This window comes from Blautia sp. LMAG:36, assembly GCF_008680535.1.
In the GTDB taxonomy this organism is placed as follows: Bacteria; Bacillota; Clostridia; order Lachnospirales; family Lachnospiraceae; genus Blautia_A; species Blautia_A fusiformis.
In genome coordinates this window covers 273,136-294,652 of sequence record NZ_NALB01000005.1, presented here as the reverse complement: position 1 = coordinate 294,652, position 21,517 = coordinate 273,136, and the positions used below count along the sequence as shown (strand labels likewise).

Annotated in this window: 17 protein-coding genes and 4 pseudogenes; 20 read left to right on the top strand and 1 reads right to left on the bottom strand. The window is 44.4% G+C overall.

Translation table 11 applies throughout. The features are described from left to right. Positions 1–71 precede the first annotated feature (71 nt). From CCC17_RS07395 to CCC17_RS07300, 19 genes and pseudogenes are all read left to right on the top strand, one after another. Positions 72–260, top strand: coding sequence for a hypothetical protein (locus tag CCC17_RS07395; RefSeq protein WP_287082824.1), 189 nt, complete (start codon positions 72–74; stop codon positions 258–260). After that, the gene (locus CCC17_RS07390) at positions 257–478 is read left to right on the top strand and encodes a hypothetical protein (protein ID WP_287082823.1); all 222 of its coding nucleotides are present in this window, start codon (positions 257–259) and stop codon (positions 476–478) included. Before CCC17_RS07395 ends, CCC17_RS07390 begins: the two co-directional genes overlap by 4 nt. Then, the gene (locus CCC17_RS07385; protein WP_287082822.1) at positions 475–798 is read left to right on the top strand and encodes an FtsX-like permease family protein; all 324 of its coding nucleotides are present in this window, start codon (positions 475–477) and stop codon (positions 796–798) included. The genes CCC17_RS07390 and CCC17_RS07385 overlap by 4 nt, the downstream gene beginning before the upstream one ends. Positions 799–1,454: 656 nt before the next feature. Then, a pseudogene (locus CCC17_RS07375) lies at positions 1,455–1,867 on the top strand (sigma-70 family RNA polymerase sigma factor). Between the two features lie 35 nt (positions 1,868–1,902). Beyond that, a pseudogene (locus CCC17_RS15050) lies at positions 1,903–2,382 on the top strand (RNA-guided endonuclease TnpB family protein); the annotation flags it as partial. Positions 2,383–2,609: 227 nt separating this feature from the next. After that, positions 2,610–2,890 (top strand): annotated as a pseudogene (locus CCC17_RS07365) (type II toxin-antitoxin system RelB/DinJ family antitoxin). After that, positions 2,887–3,178: pseudogene (locus CCC17_RS07360) on the top strand (type II toxin-antitoxin system YafQ family toxin). Before CCC17_RS07365 ends, CCC17_RS07360 begins: the two co-directional pseudogenes overlap by 4 nt. 437 nt (positions 3,179–3,615) lie before the next feature. Then, positions 3,616–4,578, top strand: a complete 963-nt coding sequence (locus tag CCC17_RS07355; RefSeq protein ID WP_118037303.1) for a S1 RNA-binding domain-containing protein — start codon at positions 3,616–3,618, stop codon at positions 4,576–4,578. A 91-nt stretch (positions 4,579–4,669) separates the two neighbouring features. Next, the gene (locus CCC17_RS07350) at positions 4,670–5,122 is read left to right on the top strand and encodes a zinc-finger-containing protein (protein ID WP_055066318.1); all 453 of its coding nucleotides are present in this window, start codon (positions 4,670–4,672) and stop codon (positions 5,120–5,122) included. 18 nt (positions 5,123–5,140) lie between these two features. Then, positions 5,141–5,794 (top strand): hypothetical protein, encoded by a 654-nt coding sequence (locus tag CCC17_RS07345; protein ID WP_110103102.1) that lies wholly within the window; start codon positions 5,141–5,143, stop codon positions 5,792–5,794. Positions 5,795–5,864: 70 nt separating this feature from the next. Beyond that, complete coding sequence (locus CCC17_RS07340; protein ID WP_287082819.1) at positions 5,865–6,554, top strand: hypothetical protein; 690 nt, start codon at positions 5,865–5,867, stop codon at positions 6,552–6,554. 121 nt (positions 6,555–6,675) lie between these two features. After that, a complete protein-coding gene (locus CCC17_RS07335) occupies positions 6,676–7,017 on the top strand; it encodes a hypothetical protein (RefSeq protein ID WP_147342110.1) in 342 nt (113 codons plus the stop codon). Between the two features lie 113 nt (positions 7,018–7,130). After that, complete coding sequence (locus CCC17_RS07330; protein ID WP_005423033.1) at positions 7,131–7,358, top strand: cold-shock protein; 228 nt, start codon at positions 7,131–7,133, stop codon at positions 7,356–7,358. Positions 7,359–7,834: 476 nt separating this feature from the next. Continuing rightward, complete coding sequence (locus tag CCC17_RS07325) at positions 7,835–7,966, top strand: hypothetical protein (protein ID WP_005423021.1); 132 nt, start codon at positions 7,835–7,837, stop codon at positions 7,964–7,966. A gap of 18 nt (positions 7,967–7,984) precedes the next feature. After that, positions 7,985–9,097: a hypothetical protein gene (locus CCC17_RS07320; RefSeq protein ID WP_117738856.1), complete on the top strand. Its 1,113-nt coding sequence runs from the start codon at positions 7,985–7,987 to the stop codon at positions 9,095–9,097. A gap of 56 nt (positions 9,098–9,153) precedes the next feature. Next, positions 9,154–9,672 (top strand): hypothetical protein, encoded by a 519-nt coding sequence (locus tag CCC17_RS07315; protein WP_015525057.1) that lies wholly within the window; start codon positions 9,154–9,156, stop codon positions 9,670–9,672. Positions 9,673–9,688: 16 nt separating this feature from the next. Continuing rightward, positions 9,689–10,402 carry a hypothetical protein gene (locus tag CCC17_RS07310; RefSeq protein ID WP_117639912.1) on the top strand — a complete coding sequence of 238 codons (714 nt, stop codon included), beginning with the start codon at positions 9,689–9,691 and terminating at the stop codon, positions 10,400–10,402. 36 nt (positions 10,403–10,438) lie between these two features. Next, positions 10,439–11,599: an ERF family protein gene (locus CCC17_RS07305; RefSeq protein WP_117738855.1), complete on the top strand. Its 1,161-nt coding sequence runs from the start codon at positions 10,439–10,441 to the stop codon at positions 11,597–11,599. A gap of 64 nt (positions 11,600–11,663) precedes the next feature. Next, the gene (locus CCC17_RS07300; RefSeq protein ID WP_118013141.1) at positions 11,664–12,929 is read left to right on the top strand and encodes a hypothetical protein; all 1,266 of its coding nucleotides are present in this window, start codon (positions 11,664–11,666) and stop codon (positions 12,927–12,929) included. Between the two features lie 114 nt (positions 12,930–13,043). Here the strand turns inward: CCC17_RS07300 and ltrA are convergent, their stop codons facing one another. Next, complete coding sequence (gene ltrA / locus CCC17_RS07295) at positions 13,044–14,339, bottom strand: group II intron reverse transcriptase/maturase (RefSeq protein ID WP_155177828.1); 1,296 nt, start codon at positions 14,337–14,339, stop codon at positions 13,044–13,046. Between the two features lie 612 nt (positions 14,340–14,951). Here ltrA and CCC17_RS07290 point away from each other — a divergent pair. Next, the gene (locus CCC17_RS07290; protein WP_330577301.1) at positions 14,952–21,470 is read left to right on the top strand and encodes a SpaA isopeptide-forming pilin-related protein; all 6,519 of its coding nucleotides are present in this window, start codon (positions 14,952–14,954) and stop codon (positions 21,468–21,470) included. Positions 21,471–21,517 lie beyond the last annotated feature (47 nt).

The following is a 21,517-nucleotide window of genomic DNA, read 5'->3' as shown; positions in this document are numbered from 1 at the left end:
AGATCAGGCATTGATGCAGGAATTAGAAAAGGTAGATGGGATAGAAAAGATTACCATTTGACAGCGTTTATATGACAGCTACTTTTTCGGGCGAAAGTGGTTCTATCACGAGCATTTCAGACTTCTTTCCAACCTTAAATCGGGAACAGACAGAAGAAAAGCAGGCGGTGTTATCCTCTGGAACAGCAGATTACAACGATATGGTTGAGAAAAATGGAATATTGGTTGCAGAAGATATAGACAAGTTGGCGATACTTTGAAGATTGAGGGCAGAGCTTTTGATGGTAGAACCTTTGATGTGGAAGCCGTTGTTGTAGGCACATACAATAGGTCTGATTTAATGGAGGATAGCCCGGTTGTTCCCGGAAGCCCCTACTTCATTATGACTTATGACACAGCAAAGAAACTGACAGGGATAACGGAACAGACGGGGATTCTGGCGGTTAAAATTCAGAGGGACGTTTTGATGAAGTTTTGACCGCAGTTCAGAAGATTGCGGATAAAAAAGAAAAAATAGAAGTAAATACGATTGAACAAACGATTAAAAATATTCAGTATCGATACAGTGCATCTATAAATGCTCTATATATGACTTCTGCTATTCTGTTCGTCTTTGGAAGTATCAGCCTTATGAATATGCTTATGGTTGATTTTCAGAATAGAAAGCGTGAATTCGGTTTGCTTGAAGCTGTTGGAACAACACGGCAACAGTTGAAAGCAATGCTGGATAGGGAGATAGGAATTTACCTCGGAGGTTCATTGGCAATATCTCTTTATGCGGAAGTATTTTTAGCATAATTGTATGCAGACGGTTAGATGCCATCAATCATTGTATTACATTGAAATTACCATGGTTTTTCCTATTGGCGCTGACTGGTATATTATTTGTGATATATTTTGTTTTTTCGATGTATTCCAAATGGAATTGAAAAAAGCGAGCATTTTATCAGCAATAAAAAGCGAGTAGATTTATTAGATTTTGTTGTATCATAAACTTTATAAATATTTCTGCAAGAGAAGAAAATCTGCCGGACGACGGCAAAAGAAAAAAGCCGTCGTACAGCAGATACATTTTCACGCGCCTATGGAGCGGCGGCTTTGAGAAGATCAGAGCCGCCGTTTCTTTTTGCTTTTGGACCGATGCTCATGCAATCAGGAGGGCGGTATATGGGAGGATACCGCCATGTCAATTTTCGTCATTCATAGCACCATGAGCTGCACCAATTAAAAAAGCCTTGCCCCTCCTCCGGGGCGGTATGACTACCTATCGGCATTATCATTCCTACTAAAGCAGAAGAATCATAGTCATTTTTGTTGCGCCAGTTTCCCGTTGCGGGGAGCTGGCGCTTTTTATTGTCGATTTTTCGGGAAAGCTCCCGAAGTATGTCGATGCCGATCTCCGCCTCCTTTCGATTCACTCGTCAATCGCCCGTGAATCGAAATGGAGGTACATAATGAAGAAAGTCAATCTTAGGGACTTATATCCGATGTTATAAAAATGATTACTTTGTAGAAGTAACAGAAGATGTGCTGGAGACGATCCGAGCCGCTGAGCGTACGGAAGCTGCTTATGACCGGAGGATGTATCGCTATAAGGCGTACTACTCCCTGGACTGCGACAACGGCATTGAAAATGCGATTCTGATGAAGCCCCAGACACCCGGAGATGCTTCTGGAGGAAAAACAGTTTCAGGAGCAGGTCTATGCCGCTGTGATGAAGCTGCCGGAGAAACAGGCAAAGCGAATTTATGCCCGATACTATCTGGGAATGACGGTAAATGAAATTGCCGAAGTAGAAGGTGTAGATCCAAGCCGTGTCCGTGACAGCATCCGGCGTGGTCTGAAGCAGCTGGCAAAGTATTTCTAGGGTAGAATAACAGAGGGCGCAAGGTCTCAAAGTGCTTCTGCATGCGACATACGCCATCCTCAAGACGAAGACTAAAAGCTATCGGTCAGCGAGAAAACCGTTGGATGCAGGATATTAACCATCAGGTATCGAAGGCATCGCCACCGGTAATCCAAAGCATACTCTCTTTGTATTAGAAGATTTGACTGGTATTCGCAATGCTGCAGAGCGTGTCAAAACAAAAGACCGCTATGTTTCTGTATCATGGTCTTTTTATGACCTTGAGCAGAAGCTGATTTACAAAGCAAAGCAGAATCAATCTTCTGTATAAAGGTGGATCCTCGTTATACCAGTCAATGCTGTCCTGCTTGTGGACATACTGAAAGTCTAATGGTAATAAGAAAATACACTTGTTTACTTGCAAAAACTGCGGTTATACGTCTAATGATGACCGTATTGGAGCTATGAATCTGTATCGTATGGGAATAAACTATCTTGCTGATAGCCAAGTACCTAATACAGTTGTAACAGAGTAAACTCTGCTACAAAGGGTGCTGTCAACCATCCAATGATGTAACGCCACTTTAGGCAGCAATGCCTATTGGGGATAAAAGGTCGGAGGCGTAAGCCGTTACTACGACTGGGTAGTTGACAGTGCAGCTAACCTCATTGAATGAATTTATTGTTAAATATTCGTGCAAAGTATTGTTTTCTTCGTGCAAATGGCGTATACTATAATTGCCAGCAGAAAGGGGTTGATCGTATGGCTAGAAATACCACAAACATCAGTATCCGCATGGACGCAGATTTGAAAGCGCAGGCGGACGCACTGTTTACTGAACTTGGCATGAACCTGACTACGGCGTTTTTAACATCTTTGTGCGTCAGTCGCTTCGTGAAGGCGGCATTCCCTTTGAAGTAAGGCTGGAACAGCCGAACAAAGAAACGGTTGCTGCCATGCTGGAAGCGGAAAGGATTGCAAAAGACCCGTCTGTAAAGGGCTTCAATGACCTTGACGAGTTGTTTGCTGACCTGAAAAGATGAAAGAAACCAAATATACCGTCAAGTACACGACCAGTTTCAAAAAAGACTACAAACGAGCCATCAAGCGTGGCTTGAAGATCGAGCTGCTGGAGGAAGTCGTAGCAATGCTGGCAATGGGCGAACCACTGCCAGATAAGAACCGCGACCATGACCTGTCCGGCGATTGGGCAGGTCATCGGGGAATGTCATATTCTCCCGGACTGGCTACTTGTCTACCGCATAGAAGATGATGTTCTGGTGCTGACGCTGGCCCGCACCGGTACACACAGCGACTTGTTCGGCAAATAAACATTCTGCCGCCGTATGGGGAAACCTGTCCGGCGGTTTTTCTGTATGCAAAAGGGGTGTCGTGAAACGCGACGACCTTGATAGTGGTACGCCAAAACGCGGTAGCCCTTACCGCTTCGATATTTGAAAATGGATCGGGAATATCTGCAATGTTGAACTTTGCTTACTCATATATGATAGTTGCCGCTATTGTTGCAATAATAATTTTCGAAATTTCATAAAAGAAACCGATATGCGACGCTATTGCAATTAAGGTAATATTGACATAGAATTCCATGTATTATAGAATGGTATCTGTAAAAAGAAGGCATGAAGAAAGCAGCTTTAAACGGGCTGCTTTTTTTGTGTCTTCTTTTGTCTTTCCTGAGTACCGGAGGAACAGGAGTCTTCTGGATGGAGCAGAGAAGACAAAAATAAATAAGAACAGGAGGAAGTATATGGAGGATACCAAAAAAACAGTTTTGGCGGGAAATGGGGAAAAAGATGTTCCGCGTGCGGTCTACGATGGTGTTTTGACAATTGATGTAGACGCACAGGTTGAAAGCATGGAGGAACAGGAAGAAGCCAGATGGCATCAGCTTTTGAATGCACATCGTACCAGAAAGATCCTGACGGGCCAGCTCGGGGGCATTGAAAAACTGGAGAGCGGGTGGATGGTCGCTGTTACATACTTTAATGGTTTCCGGATCATTATCCCAATGAATGAAATGATGATCAACCTTCAGGGCGACGGGCGTGAAAATGCGGATACCTTAAACCGTCAGGTCCGTATCGCAAACAATATGCTCGGCTGTGACATTGATTTCATCATCAAAGATCTGGATAACAAGAGCCGGAGCGTTGTAGCATCCAGAAAAGATGCAATGCTTAAAAAGAGACAGACTTTTTATATCGGAGAAGATACAGAAAAACCAATGCTCTATGAAGGCAGAATCGTAGAAGCAAGGGTGATCGCAGTAGCTCCCAAAGCAGTCCGCCTGGAAGTCTTTGGTGTAGAAGTATCTGTCCGGGCCAGAGACATGGCCTGGGAGTGGATGGTAGATGCCGGAGAAAAATTCCAGGTAGGTGATCTGGTGCTGGTCATGGTCAATAAGGTGGAAGCAAGCTCTGTTGACCAGATCATTATAGAAGTGGATGCAAAGAGTCCGACAGCCAATATCAATAAAGATAACCTCCGGAAATGCCATAAACAGGGAAAATATACAGGGATTATTACGGAAGTCTATAAGGGAACCTATTTTATCCGCCTTGATATCGGAGTCAATGCCGTGGCACATTCCTGCAATATGTCCGCACTTCCGGGAAAGAAAGATAAGATCGGATTTGTGGTGACCCGCATCAACGACAACTATGAAGTGGCAGAAGGTATTATCACAAGGCTTATCAAAAGAGCTTCCTGAAAATGTTTTTATGATTTTCAAAGAATTCTGTTGACACAGAAAAAGGGAATTCTTTAACATCGGAGATAAAGATGGAAAGGAGTGACGTCAGATGGCAAAAAAGAAGAAAAAACAGATGCGGGAAACCTTGTACTGTCCATATTGCAAAAGACCCGGGGTACTTAGGCCGGCAGCCTATGTCTATGGGGATAACAACCTGGATCCGGAGAAATACCTGTATGTATGCAGCGGCTATCCTTCCTGTGATTCATACATTGGGGCACACAAAAAGAGTATGCGTCCCATGGGAACCATGGCTGACAGCAATCTGCGTAATAAGCGGATCGAAGCACACAGAGCTTTGGATGCAATCTGGAAAAATGGTTATATGACCAAACACAGCACATATATCTGGCTTCAGAACCGTTTGAATCTCCGGGAAAAGGACACACATATCGGGAAATTTTCTTATTACCTGTGTGAACAGACCATCCGGGAATGTACAGACTATATAAAAAGCCGAGAGGAAAAAAAGAAATCCCCGGATAAAATAAGCGTGGCATGACGGAAAGGATGGATGCCCTTGAGACTACAGGCGACAGAAGATGATGTATATCATCTGATGGACCTTAAAGAACAGTATTTTATTATGACAGCAATATGCAGTGTGGCAGAGGGAATCAGCGCATACTTTTTCATATACCAGAAAAGATGCTGGGATCTTGTATATTTGTGTACTGCACTGGCGCTTGCGATAATCCTGCTTCTTCGTCAGGCCATAAAAATCAGCCGGAGGATCATGGAGGCAGAAAACTGTTATATGGCACTTGAAGAGGACAGCCTGGCAGTCTGCCAGCCGGAAAAAAACGGAAAATATGAGTCCTGCAGGATCTTTTACGATGAGATGGATAAGATCGTAGAAGGAACCAGACGGGGAGTTCCGGAATTTTATATCGTGATCCGAAAAGAAGGGAAAGAACAGAAAAGCTTTTTCCTTTTGGATGAAGAAGAACAGGAACGGGATGTTTTCTGTGTACGATCCTTTGGCTTTGACAATCAGGGATTCATGGAGTTTTATCGGAAACTCAGGTGGATCGTACCGGGAAGAACAAGGATTATCGGGACCAAAACACAGGAAGTATGGAAACTGCGACGGCCGAATATCGGAATCTGTACGGCAGCAGGCATGCTTTTGGGGTATGTACTTCCAAAACTCCTGGAAATGATGTATGGGTAACAAGTTATATGAAAGAAAACAGATCAGAAGCAGAGATTAGAAAGAGTGAAAATGACAAGGAGGAAATGTCATGAGATGGTATACAGCAATCGGAATAAAAAAAGATGATGCAGATGGAAGGTTTTGTGTCTGGGTAGATGGGGAAGAAAAAGTACTTACAGAAATGGAAACTATTTTGTGGGCTGCGCTCACCTGGTCTTTCTGTGAAGAGGATAAGGTCCACTCCCAGATGCATCGTCTTCTTGTATTTAGCCTTGGAGAAAAACAGGCACAGGAATGGGCGGACAAAGAGGATTTTCAGTTTTGCCTGAACCGTCTGGTAAAGCGGGGCCTGGTTGTGCTGACAGAAGGATGTACCAGAGAGGAAGCTGTATACAGCATTATCAGCCGGTCAGTCATGGCTCCCATGGCCTTTTCACGGACAGAACGCATGAAGCATTTTATGGAAGCCCTTTCCATGGGAAAAGGACTGAAGTTTTCACTGAGAGCTTTTAAAAAGCCGCTGCTTACAGAAGAGGAATACCAGCTACTTTCCTATCTTCAAAGAGAAGGGGATGTTTCCTATCATCTGAAATGCTTAAAAGAAAAGGCAAAAAGCAGGGAGTCCCATTTGGAAGATTCCCTCCAGGAGCAGATACAGAGGGAATTTATAAGCCGCGTAGCGCAGCTTTACCATAAGAAACAGCTTGTGATCGACAACATAAGAAGGGAGGACTGCCTTGAAGCAAACGGAACATCCGTATTGGCACAGGCTGTATAGATGCTTGGAAGATTTTGGAACACGTTATCAGAATATACCGGGTTTTTTTAAGGACAGGATCCAGCGATATGGTATCCTGTCTCTTTTTATCCTGCTTTTCGGATCATTTATGGGAACATGGATGAAAGATAAAACTTTTATTTTCTGGTCTTTCCTGCTTGGGATTATCGGGTTTATAAGAACATATCTTATTTTCCGCACCGCAGATAAAAAGACCTATGAAATCGTGGAAGGGCTGGTAACCGGGATAGACGGGAAAAATCCCTTTGCAAGATTACGGAAGATCCGGGTAAGTGATCCGGCCGGACGGCAGAATGAACTTTTGCTGGATAAAAACGTAAAAGTTTTGGAGGGAAAACGTTACCGGTTTTATTTTGGCATAAATGAAAAGAAGCTGGTAGGAATCCGCCGGGTGGATGCAGCACTCAATAACGGGACTTTTTTGGGAAACGAAGAAATATAAGAGGAAGAGATTCCTTTTATAACAGGGAGGGGAGCACCAGGCATGGTTCGATTCCATGCTGCCCTGTTTCCGCAAAAGACTATTGCGGGAAATACAGCAAAGGAGAGAAGGATATGTCAGAAACACTACAGGGAACCGTGAAATGGTTCAGCGCACAGAAAGGATACGGTTTTATCACCGGTGAAGACGGGATTGATTATTTCGCCCACTTTTCGGAGATCCAGATGGATGGATACCGGAAATTAAGCGGTGGCCAGCCGGTCCTTTTTGAAGCAGGGACGGATGCCAACGGGCGAAGCCTTGCCAAAAATATTTCCCCGGCGGATCCAAACGCTGAGTAAGACGTTTTCATAGTGCATGTACAGATTACCTATTCCCCTCAGATACATGCATTTATGCAGACGGATGAAAAGACAGGTGGTATCATGCCGCCTGTCACAACATGTAGCAGAATAATAAAGATAACTCACACAATAACACAATATATAGTTAAAATTAATTGACAACCACAAAATGTTGTGGTAGTCTTTAAATGAAAAATAATTTAACAGTCTATAAAAGACTGTGGTTATTCTTTAGTTCCGGACATTCCGGAAGAAACACTTTGGGGCGGTTTTGCCCTTAATGAGAAAAAATGGATATGCAAAATATAAGGAAGATGCAAGAAGGAAAGAAGATTCTTTTTGTGTCTTTTTTTATTGCATAAAAAGCAGAAAGGAGGAGCACGAATGAAACTGTCAGTTAAGGAAACTGCAAAAAGAAATACCTTAAGAACATCAAAAAAAGAAAACACATTGTAAAATCAGGAGGGTCGATTATGGAGACAATTAAATGGGAAAACGCAAATGCACTGGAAATTGGAATGCTTATGGAGATGGCAGAAGACGGCTATGTATTCTGCATCGAAGATGGAAAGATACAGGCTGTTGAAGTCCGGATTTTCAGCTAGCGTGGAAAGGCGGACATTATGTATTATAAAGATGACTTTTATAAGGAGTTCCGGACAGAAAAGGAACTGTGCGAGTATCTGGAAGAGATAGACAGCCGGGCAGAATGGATCCGGGTCACCAGTAAGAAATTAAAGGTGGCAGCTGCAGGAGAGGAAACCTGTACAGAGGTTCCGGGCATTTCCCTGGAAGCACTGGAAAAAGATACCTTATCTCATTCCAGGCTGGTTCTTATCCTGCCCGAGAGGATCTGTTATATAGGAAATTCAGCAATCAAATCGTTGAAAGGACGGGCCAGGATTGATGGCAAAGCCCTGGCAGATGTCGATAAGAAAACACTGGCAGAGATCTTGAATAAATGCCTGAAGGTTGCAAGAGGAAGAGCACTGATCCGTTTCTGTGAAGGAAAAATAAGGGCAGTCCTGTCCGGTGATGAAAAAGATTATGCCATCATATCCATGCCGGATATGTACATGGTTACCTCGGCATATATCCATGGGGACTATGAGAAGGCAACGTTTTTAAACGGCTATGCAGACCATTATTCTGTTACGGCGTCCTGGCAGCTGGAAGATACGAAACTTACAGATGTTTATAAGGAACTGATGCAGAATTATGGAAGAAAGACCGATAAGGACATAAAAGCAGTTGTACGGATCACTACGTCAGACGTTGGTGTGTCCGGAGCGAATATTTTTTATTCCCTGCAGGAGCCGACAAGAAATGTGATCCTTGGCAATGCCCTGAAGGTTACGCACAAAAACTGTAAAGGAATGGAAGATTTCACGGAAAACATAGAGTCGATCTTCGATTACTACCGGGAAGTCTTAAAAGGGGTCATGCGGCTGTGTGATATCTGGATCGAGCATCCGGCAAATGCCATGGCAGGGATCATGAAGCAGGCGGGATTTGGAAAAAAACTGCTTGCAGAAACCGTGGAGCAGTTTAAGGCTACTACTGGGGATGAGCCATGCAGCGCATACGAGATCTACTGTGGGATCTGTGAATCCATTACCATTGCAAGGCAGGAAAAGACGAATGAGAGAGGACTTTTAGCTCTGGAAGAAAAAATTGCCGGCTGTGTGTCAAAACGCTGGCATGAATATGATATTCCTGGCACTGTAAAATACTAACAGGATTTAAAAGAATGGAGACAGCATGGACTGTCTTTTTTTGATGGGAGGAAAACATGAAGGTTACGAATGGAAAAGATGTGGCAAGGCTGCTGGTAGATGAATACTTGAACTGCCATCCCACCGGACACAAAAAATTTATGGAGTCCATGGCAAAAGAGCAGCAGGAAATAAAAGACAATTACACTTATCTTGGGTTTGCCTGGCTAAAAGGTCTTTCAGAGGTCAGATATTACGACCTTCGAAACGAAGCATCGAAACTGATGGCCGATGATCTGTGTCTGCATGTAAAGGAACAGCCAGAAAGGGTGCGCCTGGTGTATGAAGGTGCAGAGGAAATGGAGATCAATCCTTCAGATGAAGAGCAGATGGCAAAAATGTTTACCTGCTACCTGCTTGCAGGAAGTATGGACGGATATGGGGAATTTGTGGATTATGCCCTTGATACCCACCGGACACTGCAGCAGAACCTGACACGGTTTTTTGTGGAATGGTTTGCAAAAGCAGAAAAAGGCTCTGCATTTTTAAAACGGGCAAAGATGGTGTATTCCAGGTATTCCCTGCCATATATCTGAATTACGGAGGTATGTGATGGATAGAAAACTTCCGGACTGGTTAAAAGAGAGCAGGGAGGCAGAAAAACTGATCGCATGGCTGAAATCGCCGGATTGTGAAGTAAAAGAATTTTCCGGACAGCTGTTTATAAAGGCAAAATATGGAAACTGTTTCTTTTTCTTTGACTGTTTAAAGGAAAACAGAAAAACAGACCGGAACTGGTGTGCCGTGATCCACATGCCGGAGTATTCCCTTTATGAAGCAGAAGATCTTTTTCTGAAGCCGATCGGGATACCGGATGATTTTGGTTTTCCTGTGCGTGAGGATCTGATCCCGAAACTGGAAACACAGATAAGCCGCATTGGAAAGAAACTTATCCGGGAACAATGGGATGAACTTTTGTTAAAAGGCGGGTATGCAGCTGCACAGATGATCCCGGAGATCAGCAGGGTTTATATCCAGCTAAATGCAGACCGTTTTATTAAAAAAGGAAAGCGGCCGGAGGATCTGATCTATCAGCCGCAGTTTCATTTTGCGGATATGAAGTGGGAATTTTCTGATTGGATGTTTCTGGAATATTTAAGCAACCCACAGCGGGCAGCAGAGCTTTTCGCCCAGAAGTGGCTGCTTGAAAAACTTCCGGAGATCTCAAAAAAGAAGATCTGTATCGGATGTATCCGGGAGGAAATGGAAGAAATGTTAAAAAAGACTGGGACAGGGCCGGAGGTAAGCCTTCCGCGTTCTGCTTAGTATAAAAAATGAAAAAATCAGGAGGAAACGAATAATATGGGTAAATACAATTACATGAATCTGAACCAGAAGATGATCAGGATCCGGAAGAAAGTGCCGAAGCTGATCCGCAAACGGTACAGTGAGGATGTTACTTATGATTTTGTAAAACTGGATGATATTTATGAATGCCTGACACCGGCCCTTAATAAATACGGGGTCGATTTTGACATCTTAAGTGAAAGACCGACACAGATGGACGAACAGGGCAATTCCGTGTTTTTAAAGGAAATGGGAACACTCTGGAGATATGAGGCTGACCTGGAGCTGTGCTGGACCAATGCAGACCGTCCGGGAGACAAGGTAAGGAGCTTTTTGCATGTCATTGGAACCAATGAAGCACCGGATAAAGCAAAAGGTGCGGCATGGACGTATGGCCTGAAGTATTATTTCTTAAATAAATTCAACATCATGCAGGCATCTGGAATAGACGATCCGGACATGCGTGGGACGGAAAAAGAAGAAATGCCGAAGCAGGAAGCTTCCGTAAAACCGGAAAAACCGAAAAAGAAACAGGAAAAGGCAGAAAGAAAAGAAACCGCAGCAAAGCAGGAGCAAACGGAACCGGTCAGGGAAAAGAAAACGGATCGTAAAAAACTGCGTGATGGAAATGCCATATCAGAAGGTACTGTAAAAGTGGAATATGCAGTGACGGATACAGAAGAAAACCTTCCTGGACAGATGACTTTTGGAATGGAAGAAAGTGAAAGCGGACTGGAAGAATTTTCCGATGAAGAAACCAAAGCGGAAGATCCGGTTCAGACCGAGGAAATCTCCGTAGATGAGGAAATCACTGCCGCGACGGATGCAGACGGTTTCCGTGCAGTTGAAGAAACGGATGAAGTTCCATTTGATGAGGATGATGAGATTTCTTTTGATGCAGAAGAAGAGGAAGAAACACCAGAAGAGACGGCAGAGGAAACGGTAGAGGATATAGATAACGTAGAGGATGCAGAAGACGAAGTGAAATGGGCAGAAAAGGTTATCTGCAATTTTGGTGTCTATGCCGGAACCCCTCTTGGGAAAATGATGCAGGATGCCAGAGGTTACCAGACGATCAAATGGCTGGTACAGCGTTACAAAGGCCAGAATCAGGAAATACAGAAAGCTGCGAAGATTCTTTTGGATCATGAAAAGGAAATGCAAAAAGCAGCCTGAAAACAGAGAAATAGTTTGAGGTGGCTCCGGGAACGGGGCCATCTTTTATGAAAAGGAGGAAGGCATGTATGCCAGAGAATCGTTTACGATCGCAGAAGTAGCAGATCTTTTGTCAATCCGAAGCCTGAGTGATTCTTACCAGGACGAATTTCCGGTGGAATGTCCTTTTTGCGGGGATTTAAGAGGAAAATGCAGTTTTTGCATCCGCAAAAATGGAGAACTGAAAAATGTTTACCATTGCTACCATTGCGGGGCAGCCGGAAACATGCTGACACTGTATGCGGAACTATCCGGCATTTACGGGAGAAACCGGTATAAAGAAGCCTACCGGGAGATAAAGCAGGCACTTTCTTTTCCTGGAACGGATAAAAGACAGCAGTCCACGACACGAAATGGGTTCGTTTCTATCGTTTCTAAAAAGAAACGCATTTCCCTTACGGAAGAGGAATGGGATTACCGGGACCATGTATATAAGGAAATGCTCACTTTTCTTAAGCTTAAGGAAACACACCGGAGGAACCTTCTTCTGCGTGGGCTGACGTTAAATGAGGTCAGACAGATGGAAAAACGAGGTTTTTTAAGTACGGATGAGGAGAATTCCGTGGCCATTGCCAGAAAGCTCTTAAAAAAGGGATTTCGCCTGGATGGGATTCCTGGATTTTTCATCAACCGGGATGGTGACTGGGAAGCTGCTTTTTATAGGAAGAATAACGGGTATCTTTGCCCGGTCCGGGATGGGAAGAAACGGATCATAGGATTCCAGATCCGGCTGGATATTCCTTTAAAAGAACGGAAGTACCTCTGGTTTACCAGCAGCGGTTTAGAAAAAGGCACATCAAGCGGTAGCCCGGCAGGAATGTTTGGGAAAATAAAGGATGGCACGGTTTACGTAACGGAAGGGATCTTAAAGGCAGAGATTGCATGGATGTGTACAGGAAATCCTTATATCGGAGTCCCTGGAGTCTCCAATCATAAAGGACTGGAAACTGTCTTGCGAAAACTGAAAGAGCAGGGGTTAAAAAGAGTTTACGAATGTTACGACATGGATAAAATGATGGAATTGTCCTGTAAGCACGATGAAAAAAGTGCGTGCCGGCAATGTGAACATGGAATTTATCTGTATCATGGAGAATGCCCCAGAAAGCGCAGAAAGCGGGACATGATCCGAAAAGGCTGTATAAAACTATATGAGATCTGTGAGGAACTGAATGTATCCTGCAAAAGAGTCACCTGGGATACCGATGCATCCGGTACCTGGATGGAACAATACAAAGGCGTGGATGACTGGATCCTTCAAAAAGAGGAAAAAGGAAACAGGAAGACGGCATAAAATGGTTTGGTCAGATAAAAGGGAGTCGAGTAGACTAAGACCTCTCAATCTTAGCCCCTCACAGATCCGTACGTGCGGCTTTCCCGCATACGGCTCCTCATAGTAACATTTGCTTCAATATAAACAATAGTACGTTTTAGGTTTTGCTAACGGGTAGTACTTGAGCATTTCCACAAATCCATTCCATGTGTATGCCCGTCTACAACCTCTCCGATTCATGGCTTTGAATAGAAACTGTTGTACTCTATGCAGGAATGTTGTTATCTTCCGAAAATTCCATGTAACACCATAATACCGATAGTGTCCAATTAGTTTTACGTTCAACTCTTTAATTATTTCTCGCATTGGTCGATTTCGATTATCGTAAATCCAGTTCTTGTATGCTCTAACCTTTTGCTCAAACTTCTTTCTTGAAGTCTGTACCTTTGGCACGAAACCTCCCTTTCGAGTTTTGCTACAGTAGAAGGTAAACCCTAGAAAATCAAATGTTTCAGGCTTACATTCTCCTCTTGCTCTACGATTCTGCTCTGCAAATCTCCCAAATTCAATCAGTCTGCTTTTACTACTTTCCAGCTCCAGTCCAAACTTTTCCATTCGTTCCTTTAACTCTTTATAGTATCTTTCAGCTTCTGACTTATATTGAAATCCTGCAACAAAATCATCCGCAAAGTTGACGAGAAAACACTCTCCCTGCATTTCCCTTTGCACCACCAGCTTAAACCACAGCGTCAGCACATGATGCATGTATATATTTGCAAGCATCGGACTCATTACTGAGCCTTGTGCCGAACCTTCCTCTGTTGGCTCGAATTTTCCTTGCTCCATTATTCCTGCTTTAAGGTATTTACGTATTAGCCACAATAAGTTCTTATCCTGTATATTCCATTCAAGGAACTTCATCATCCAATCATGGTCGATATGGTCAAAGAAACCTTTGATATCGGCATCTACGATATAGCTGATTTTTCCATAGCTTATCCGTTGGTATACTTCTTTTATTGCTTCGTGACACCCCCTATTCGGTCTGAATCCATACATGCAGTTTAGGAATCTCGGTTCATAAATAGCTCCCAGTATTTTCTTCACTGCCATTTGTACAATCTTATCTTCATAGGAAGCAATCCCTAATGGTCGTTTCTTTCCATTTCCTTTAGGTATATATACCCTCAGTGACGGAAGTGGCTTAAAGGATTTGTTTTTCAACCTCTGTACCAGTTCCTTGATATTTCTATCAAGGTTCTTCCCATACTCATCCTTAGTTACCTTGTCAATTCCGACTGCTTTGTTCCCATCTAATTCCTTATGGCATTGCTTTAGCATATCTTCATTTATCAAGTGGTACACTGATGTAAATATAGGATGTTTTGATGTTGCCGATATCTCAGCTATTCTCACTAATTTCGTTTCCATTATTTCCTCCGTCCCTGAGTACGGATAATGTGTCCTCAGTAAGACCTTTACTATGCAATCCCCTTCCCTCCATCGGCATTGCCCGATTTCCACAGTACTATGGGATTGTCCGACCACCTACCATTCATTTGAAATCCTCCGTTTTCAGTTGCAACTTCATACTCTTCTTCGAGAAATGGCAGGTTCTCCCCAGTTGATGTGTATTCATAATGTAAAACATGATTGGTTCTCTGACTCCGCAGTGCCACATAACACTCGCCATATCGCATTATATGATATTGTCTTCCGCACCAGTTAAGACGTCGACCGACTGAAGTTAACGTTTCGAAGCTCAATCACTATTCAACCCTGCTTTCTTGCTGTCTACGCTTGTCAGATGCCGTTACCGGCATCGTCCCAAGACTCGCTATTATCTGGTTGGCTAAACCTTGGATAAACCGGAATCCCACCGGCTTGACTACACACCCTTAGCTGGGCGCACAACTGGAATTTTTTTCAGTTTCCTTTTTATCTGGCTGAAAAAGCCGGAAGAAAGGAGAAAGCGATGCAGATAAGAGACGGACCAAAAGAAAACTGCAGGGAAAAAAGCGATCATGAAAGGAGAACGTGCACTTGGAAAAAAACTGGAAGAAAAGATGGATGGCGGGTGCGATGGCTTTTGCTCTGTGCTGCACTACGCTCTTGCAGACGGGAGCTTCTGCAGTATCCGCCGCTGAGGTGGGAGGCGTTTCCGCACAGAGCGAGACGCAGATCGAGGTACAGACAGAAACACAGACAGAAATGCAGACGGAGAAAAGCGAGGAGGAACTGATCGAGGAAACCGTTGCTGATCCGGAACTTGCGCTTATGGTTACCGAAGGGGAAGCCTTTGATATCCAGAATGATTTTACAGGACTGAAACTCTCTGACGGAGACCATGTGGAACTGAAAAAAGCAGCAATGGAAGACGGGACTGTATTTGATTATAACCATGCGGGGACCTATAAATGCGTATATCTTGTTACGCCCGCATCCGGGGAAGCCTATCTGGTTGCCCGAAACATTACTGTGACACCAAGGGAAGCAGAAACAGACGGATCCAATGGCGGCCAGGAACAGGAAAGCGGCGATGACGAACCGGAGGCAGACCCCGTCCTCCCGACCATAAGCCCGGAAGATGCCCCGGAAACTCTGGAAGAGCCGGAAGAAACGGAGGAGCCAGAAGAAGAGGAAGCAGAAGGATTTTCCGATGAGGAAACAGAGGATGGAAGCCATCAGGTTGACATCGTACAGGGAAATGAATTCAATATTGAACTGGACCACGAGGACGGACGTTACCAGACGGGGGAGACGGTCAACTTTTCCGGTGATATCCCGCAGGGAAGCCTGATCGCAGTGGGAACAAGTCTTGTCGAAGCAAACCAGACAGAGAATACCGAAGATCTTCTGTATGCAGAAGTAAGCTACGATGAGGGAACAAATTCCTTCAGCTTTGAGATGCCGGAAGATGATGTTGCATTAAGTGTGCTATATGACCAGGCTGAGGGCGGTATTAGTACCGTGGCAGCTTCCGATGGAGACTTGTGGGATGATTCAACAGACATTGAAGCTAATACCTATTACTATTATTCAGATGGAAAACTGCATCCTTTTGATTCTGTTATGGGACAGGGCGGAAATGATTCCTATAAGTATATCCGTTACAAAGCAGGCGGAAAGACTTATACCGTCTATGCATACTGCATGCAGCACAGTAAACAGTCCCCGCCAAGTGGAACGACTTATAAAAATATGGTCGAACTGGATGAAGGCGGCGATGACCGTTATTTAAGGAAGGCCATGTTTTACGGATATGGCGGTCCCGGATGGGGCGGCACATTCAACGGCTATAATATCAAATCCATCATGGAAAAATACGGCTGTTCCTCCGAGACCCGTGCAATGCAGCATTATCTGGTCGATTATTTATATGACGGGGAATCCGGATTTGGCGGCTCCCTTTCGACAACTGCCAAAAACATGTTAAAAGAGATCAAGGCAGCCCTTTCAAAGATGCCGGATCCAACGACCATGGAACTGACACCAGGGCTCAGTGCTTCTGCAAATGGAAACCAGAGCCCGACATTTACATGGAAGGCAAATGCAGCTTTTGTGATCACGATCCATCTGGAAAACGGGGTCTCCCTTGTAAATGAGACGACAGGAAAAACCGGGACCGGAAATGTGAGCGTAAAGGGCGGTGAAAAATTCCATCTGGAAGCAACCACCCAGAATATTGGAAGCCTGAAAGGAAAATATGCGATCACATCCAACTATCCGCTTAATTTCCATGCCATGCTCTTAAAGCTGGCGAACAGCCAGGATATCGGATTTGGATATTATACCGATACACTGGAGCTGAACCTGGAGGTAGACTGGCCGGATGAAGCAACGGTCAAGATCATCAAAAAAGATAAGGGAAGCAACGCGCTCCTTGCAGGTGCCGTTTACGGCATCTATGCAGATGAAGCCTGCACGAAACTTATCAAAAAAATGCCGGCAACAAATGCAAAAGGGGAATCCGAAGTAAAGATCACCAAAACACAGGATACCGTTTACCTTCGTGAGATTTCAGGCCCGTCCGGATACGTGCTGGATACGAAAGCCTATGGGGTAAAGCTGGTCGTGGGGCAGACCGCTTCCAAGAACTTAACGGATAAAGAGCAAAAGGGTGCACTCACCATTTATAAAGAAGGAGAAGTGCTCACCGGAGCTGCCGTCACGGAAAATGGTGTGACATTTACCTACGAAAAACGGAAATTGAAAGGAGCCGTTTACAGTGTTTATGCAGGTGCAGATATCAAGGCGGCAGATGGCACCCTCATCTATAAAAAAGGTGCACTTGTCAAGGATAATCTGGTTACCGGAGATGACGGAAGCGTTACGTTAAAAGACCTCTATCTTGGCACCTACACAGTAACCGAGACGAAGGCTCCGGATAATTATGTATGTAAAGGAGAGTCCAAGACTATTGAGCTTGTGTATGCAGGCCAAACCGTAGAAGTGCAGACTGGCAGTGCAACATTTTTAAATGAACGCCAGAAGGCAGCAGTCCGTGTGGAAAAACAGGACGAAGAGACCAAAAATCCGCTTTCCGGAGGTATTTACGGGCTGTATGCAGCAGAAGATATCAAAGTTGATGGTAAGACCGTTGTTCCCAAAGGAACACTGATTGAAAAAGCAACGACCGGAGCCGATGGAAAAGCTTCTTATAAAGCGGAACTTCCGATCAATTACAGCTACAGCATCCGGGAGATCCAGGCACCGGAACTTTACCTTAGAAACAGTGAGGATACTTACACCTTCACTTTTAAGTTTACCAATGATAAGGAAGAAAAGGTAAACTTTAGCCATACCTTTACAAATAAGCGTGTAAATGCAACGATCGACCTGGTAAAAGAAGACAGCAAGACAGGAAACAGCGCACAGGGAGATGCCGTATTTGAAGGAGCCATTTACGGGCTCTATGCAAGGGAAGACATTAACCATCCGGATGGCAGGAGCGGAGTTCTTTATAAAAAGGACGAGCAGGTAGCTACCCTGACGACCGATAATGCGGGAAAAGCAAGTGTAAGCAACCTGTATCTTGGAAAGTATTATTTGAAGGAGATCACGCCTCCAGTAGGTTATCTTCTGGACGAAGAGGAGCATGATGTAAACTGTAACTACGAAGGAGACCAGGTAGAGACGGTAAAACGAAATACCGTTTCCAAAGAAGACGTGATCAAACAGCCGTTCCAGTTAATCAAAGCAGCGGATAATGATAAGACCGATGCGGATCTTTTAAAAGGTGCCGGATTCTCTGCTTATCTGATCAGCAGCCTGACTGTAAAGGACGATGGAAGCTATGACTTTACAAATGCGACCCCGACCGTTCTTACGGAAGACGGAAAAACAGAAATGTTTACCGATGAACGCGGCTATGCGTGCAGCATCCCGATCCCTTATGGACGATACATTGTCCGTGAGACCACAACACCGCATAATTTCATGCCGGTAGATGATTTTATCGTAACCGTAACCGAGAACAGCAGCACACCGCAGGTATGGAGAGTCCTTTTGGACGATGAGTTCAAAGCAAAGCTTAAGATCGTGAAACAGGATGATGAGACCAAACAGCCGGTCCTCCTTGCCAATACAGAATTCAAAGTGTACGACCTGGATGCGAAAAAGTATGTGGAACAGGTAACGACCTATCCAAATACGGTTGTCCATAAATCCTATTTTACGGACGAAAATGGTTACCTGATCCTTCCGGAATCCTTAAAATGCGGAAATTACAGGATAGAGGAAGTGAGCGCACCGGATGGCTACACTCAGAATACCCAGTATGTGGAGATCAAAGTTGACAAGAATACAGCTTATCAGATGGATTCTGTCAGCGGGGATGCCATCATTACCGTGACCTATGAAAACCATCCGGTCAAAGGTAAACTGGTGATCCATAAATCCGGTGAAACCTTAAAATCCTTTAAAAAGGATTTTGTATACGAAGAAACTTCCCTGGAAGGGGCAGAATTTGAAATCTACGCAGCAGAAGATATTTTCACACCGGATCATCAGGTGGATGAGCAGGGAAACCGTCACGTGATCTATGCAAAGGATACCCTGGTAAAAACAGTGACCACTAATAAAAATGGGGAAGCTGTTATCAAAGACCTTCCGCTTGGAAAATACCGTGTGAAAGAAACAAAAGCAACGTCCGGATTTGTCTTAAATCCAGACAGCCAGGAAGTATCCTTTATCTATAAGGATCAGAACACACCTGAGATCGAAGAAAAACTGGAATTTTCCAATGAACGCCAGAAAGTAGAGCTGAGCGTGGAAAAACAGGATGCCGAGACCGGAAAGGCTTTAAAAGGTGCAACCTTTGGATTATACAATAAAGAAGCGATTTCTTCCGGCGACAAGGTGATCGTAAAAGCAGATACACTGCTTCAGGAGATCACAAGCAACGAAAAAGGTAAGGCAGCGTTTACGCTGGATCTTCCGCTTGGCAGATACTATCTGAAAGAGCTGCAGGCGCCGGCGGGTTATGTATCTTCCGATGAGATCCTGGAATTTGATGCCACATACCAGGGCCAGGACGTAAAAACGATCAAATTAAAATCCGTGAAGAAAAACCAGCCGACAACGGTAGAAGTAACAAAAGCAGATATCACGACCGGAACAGAACTTGACGGGGCTTCCATGAGTGTACTGGATAAGGATGGCAACGTGATCGATTCCTGGACATCCGTAAAAGATTCCCCACATGTGATCAAGCGACTTCAGGTTGGAAAAACTTACATTCTGCGTGAAGAGCTTGCACCATATGGCTACTTACGTGCAACAGACGTAGAGTTTACGATCTCTGATACTGCAGAAGTACAGAAAGTCAAAATGGAAGATGAAGTCCCAGTAGCAAGACTTCTGGTAAACAAGAAAGGGGAATTCTTAGACAGCGTATCCCTTCTTGACAATGCAAAAGGCATGATCGAGCACCTGTTCAACTATGTGACTGGAAACCTGACTGATGTAACCTTCAATGTTTACGCGGCAGAAGCCATCCGTGCAGCAGACGGGGTAAGTGCAGATTATTATGCAGCAGATGAACTGGTCGGCTCCATTACAACAGATGGAAATGGCATCGCCCAGATGGATAACCTCCCGCTTGGACGCTATTACATCGTGGAAAAAGAGACCTCACATGGCTACGTTCTGGATAATGAACCAAGATATGTGGATCTTACATACCGTGACCAGGATACACCTCTGGTTACTTATAGTGCCGACTGGCAGAATGCGCGCCAGAGGGTACAGGTGGAAGTCCTGAAAAAAGAAAAGGACAGTGACAAAGTACTTTCCGGGGCAATCTTTGGCCTCTATGCAGCAGACGACATCGTATCTTCAAAAGGAAAAGTACTCCTTGCGAAAGACACCCTGATCGAACTGAAGACCACAGATGAGGATGGAAAGATCCGCTTTGTTGCAGATCTCCCGGTTGATAGCAGGTACTACATTAAGGAACTTGCCGCCCCGGATGGCTATGTGACAGACCAGGAACCGCAGGAATTCACTTTTGAGTACCAGGGCAGTGGAACCAGTGTTGCAGAGTATGCGTTCACCTTTGAAGATGAACAGACTACGGTAGAACTTTCCAAAGCAGACCTGACGGACAAAAAAGAACTTCCGGGAGCATCCTTAAAGGTAACAGATGAGGATGGAAATACGGTGGATGAATGGGTATCCAAAGAGGAAGCACATATCATCAAGGGCCTTATCGTAGGAAAGAAATACAAGATGACAGAAACAAAGCCGGCAGATGGTTATGTGACTGCGGAAAGTATTGAATTTACCGTCGAAAACACAAAAGAAGTACAGAAACACCAGATGCTTGATGATGTGACCAAAGTGGAAATCAGCAAGAAAGACATTACGGATTCCAGTGAGGTACCGGGAGCAAAACTGATCATCCTGGATAAAGATGGAAAGAAAGTTGAAAGCTGGACGTCCACGGATAAACCGCATATGGTCGAAAAACTTCCGGTAGGCGAATATACCCTTCGTGAAGAGCAGGCCCCGGATGGATACCTCATTGCGGAAGATGTGAAATTTACGGTAAAAGATACTGGAAAAGTCCAGAAAGTCAAAATGAAGGACGCACATCCGTATGGAAAACTGGTCATCAAAAAGACTGATTCCACCAGTAAGGCAGCCCTTTCAGGAGCAGAATTTGAACTGCGTGAAAAGGAAAGCGGAAAAGTCGTAGAAAAACTGGTAACGGATAAGACCGGAACAGCGACAAGCGGCAAGATTCCGATTGCTACTTATAAAAATGGAAAAGTAGAGAAAACCGTGGAATATATCCTGGTAGAGACCAAAGCACCAAATGGTTATGAATTAAGCAGCAAAAAAGAAGAGATCCGCTTTGAATACAAAGACGGAAAAACCAAGGTGATCGAGATCGTAAAAGAGATCAAAAACACCAAATCCCCTTCCGGCAGCACACCGACAGGAAACAGCCCGAAAACAGGGGACAGCACCAACATCTGGCTTCCGATCCTTCTGGCAGTCCTTTCTGCCTGTGGCATTGGCGGCGTGATCTGGTATAAGAAGAAAAAAGGAAATTAAGGAATACGGTTCAGGGCTGCTCGATTTACCGGCAGCCCTTTTTCCAG

What these genes read in the sequence shown, in the direction of transcription:
- CCC17_RS07315 (WP_015525057.1), top strand. Translation starts at nt 9,154, where the DNA reads ATGAAGGTTACGAATGGAAAAGATGTGGCAAGGCTGCTGGTAGATGAA.
- CCC17_RS07305 (WP_117738855.1), top strand. Translation starts at nt 10,439, where the DNA reads ATGGGTAAATACAATTACATGAATCTGAACCAGAAGATGATCAGGATC.
- CCC17_RS07300 (WP_118013141.1), top strand. Translation starts at nt 11,664, where the DNA reads ATGTATGCCAGAGAATCGTTTACGATCGCAGAAGTAGCAGATCTTTTG.
- CCC17_RS07355 (WP_118037303.1), top strand. Translation starts at nt 3,616, where the DNA reads ATGGAGGATACCAAAAAAACAGTTTTGGCGGGAAATGGGGAAAAAGAT.
- CCC17_RS07325 (WP_005423021.1), top strand. Translation starts at nt 7,835, where the DNA reads ATGGAGACAATTAAATGGGAAAACGCAAATGCACTGGAAATTGGAATG.
- CCC17_RS07395 (WP_287082824.1), top strand. Translation starts at nt 72, where the DNA reads ATGACAGCTACTTTTTCGGGCGAAAGTGGTTCTATCACGAGCATTTCA.
- CCC17_RS07340 (WP_287082819.1), top strand. Translation starts at nt 5,865, where the DNA reads ATGAGATGGTATACAGCAATCGGAATAAAAAAAGATGATGCAGATGGA.
- CCC17_RS07335 (WP_147342110.1), top strand. Translation starts at nt 6,676, where the DNA reads ATGAAAGATAAAACTTTTATTTTCTGGTCTTTCCTGCTTGGGATTATC.
- CCC17_RS07310 (WP_117639912.1), top strand. Translation starts at nt 9,689, where the DNA reads ATGGATAGAAAACTTCCGGACTGGTTAAAAGAGAGCAGGGAGGCAGAA.
- CCC17_RS07350 (WP_055066318.1), top strand. Translation starts at nt 4,670, where the DNA reads ATGGCAAAAAAGAAGAAAAAACAGATGCGGGAAACCTTGTACTGTCCA.
- CCC17_RS07330 (WP_005423033.1), top strand. Translation starts at nt 7,131, where the DNA reads ATGTCAGAAACACTACAGGGAACCGTGAAATGGTTCAGCGCACAGAAA.
- CCC17_RS07320 (WP_117738856.1), top strand. Translation starts at nt 7,985, where the DNA reads ATGTATTATAAAGATGACTTTTATAAGGAGTTCCGGACAGAAAAGGAA.
- ltrA (WP_155177828.1), bottom strand. Translation starts at nt 14,339, where the DNA reads ATGGAAACGAAATTAGTGAGAATAGCTGAGATATCGGCAACATCAAAA.